Genomic DNA, 1,412 nt, shown 5'->3' on the forward strand with positions numbered 1-1,412 from the left:
GCGAGGAAGCGGAAGAGTCACAGAGGCAAGCATTGTGCACTTACGCGCCTGTGCCAGTGTCCGCGTGTGTGTTGTTTATCGGGCGCGCTGTTTTTACGCATCTGTGCGGCTTTTTACTCCTGACATGGTGCACTTCCCATCCACTCTGCACCGATGCAAAATGAGGAAAGCCAGTATACACATCGCTATCGCTCTGTGAACTGGGTCAGGGCTGCGCCCCGACACCCCAAAAGCAGTTAGGTAGTGTTAAATCATGAGCAGTAAAAAAACGCTTTGATAGATCTTTAGAGCAAAAATTGACATTTCTTTAAAAATCATTGACTTAAGACACCTTCATACGAAACGTTATTTGCATGTGTATACGCAAACATGTTTGCATGTGTTGTTTCGTACTGTACGATATAAATTTCGTAAGGTGCGAAATATCATTGCAGGTAAGGATGCAAGTATGTTGGAACAGCAATTTGAAGACTTTGAACAGCAAAAACGGCGAGATCATCAGGTACAAGATCAATCCAAGAACGCTAAGCAAAAACGAGATCGGTTGAATCCTCCAGACTGGTCGCAGGTTACTAAGGCTGGTTGGAATATGTTGGACGCTATATCAGAAAAAGTTCCTAGAGCATTTCGGTTATATTCTTTTTTTGCCCAGAATATAGATAAATCATGTGGGGCTGTTGTATGTGATCAAAAATTCTTAGCTGATTATTTCGGTGTTAGTTTAAGAACGATCCAATATTGGATTGGAGATTTAGAAAGTATTGGCGCAATAGTTAAAATACCAGTAGGCATATATTATGCCTATGCATTAGATCCTTATCAGGTATGGCGTGGATATAACAATACTAAAAAATATGCAGCATTTAACGCAAAAACATTAACTCAAAAAGATGGGGTTATAGATCGTAAATTGCGGCTTATGCTTTCTAGGCGTGAAGAGTTTGAAAGTTCCTTAAAGTACTCTAATCATGACTCAGAGCAGGGGTGATGCACTATGAGAATTAAATATGAATCACGTTGGAGATTAGAAGAACTAAAATTAGAAATATGCAGTTCAATAGATGAGTTAATTAATAAATATGGTATTGAATATGCAACAGGAATAAATCTTTATATGAATTGTGAAGATAAAGAATTTAATCTTGTTGATGTTATCAATGAAGATGGAAATAAAATAATGTTTGTCGTTAGCAACGATGAAAAAATACAAAAGCCAAAAAAAATAGCAAAGAAAAAAACTCCAGCACCTGTAATTGAGCTAGATAAATATCGAAAAAAATGACCATTGAGCCAGCGGCAGGCGGACAATCAGGGGCTACGTGTTAACGTTCTGACCTTGATTGTCTATCCTGCATTGCTCTTTTGCCGCCTCGAATCCCTTGCGTGTTTTTGTTCCACGCTCTCCAGAACGA

2 protein-coding genes are annotated in these 1,412 nt (G+C 38.9%); both read left to right on the top strand.

Annotation, left to right across the window (positions count from 1 at the left end; translation table 11 throughout):
• The first annotated feature begins 415 nt into the window (after nt 1–415).
• Entirely contained in the window at nt 416–988 is a 573-nt protein-coding gene (locus ABEB28_RS42745; RefSeq protein ID WP_250649659.1) for a firmicute plasmid replication protein RepL, read from the top strand.
• 6 nt (nt 989–994) lie between these two features.
• Nucleotides 995–1,282, top strand: coding sequence for a hypothetical protein (locus ABEB28_RS42750; RefSeq protein ID WP_049092722.1), 288 nt, complete (start codon nt 995–997; stop codon nt 1,280–1,282).
• The last annotated feature ends 130 nt before the right edge of the window (nt 1,283–1,412 follow it).

The sequence above is a fragment of the Cryptosporangium minutisporangium genome (assembly GCF_039536245.1).
GTDB classification, from domain to species: Bacteria; Actinomycetota; Actinomycetes; order Mycobacteriales; family Cryptosporangiaceae; genus Cryptosporangium; species Cryptosporangium minutisporangium.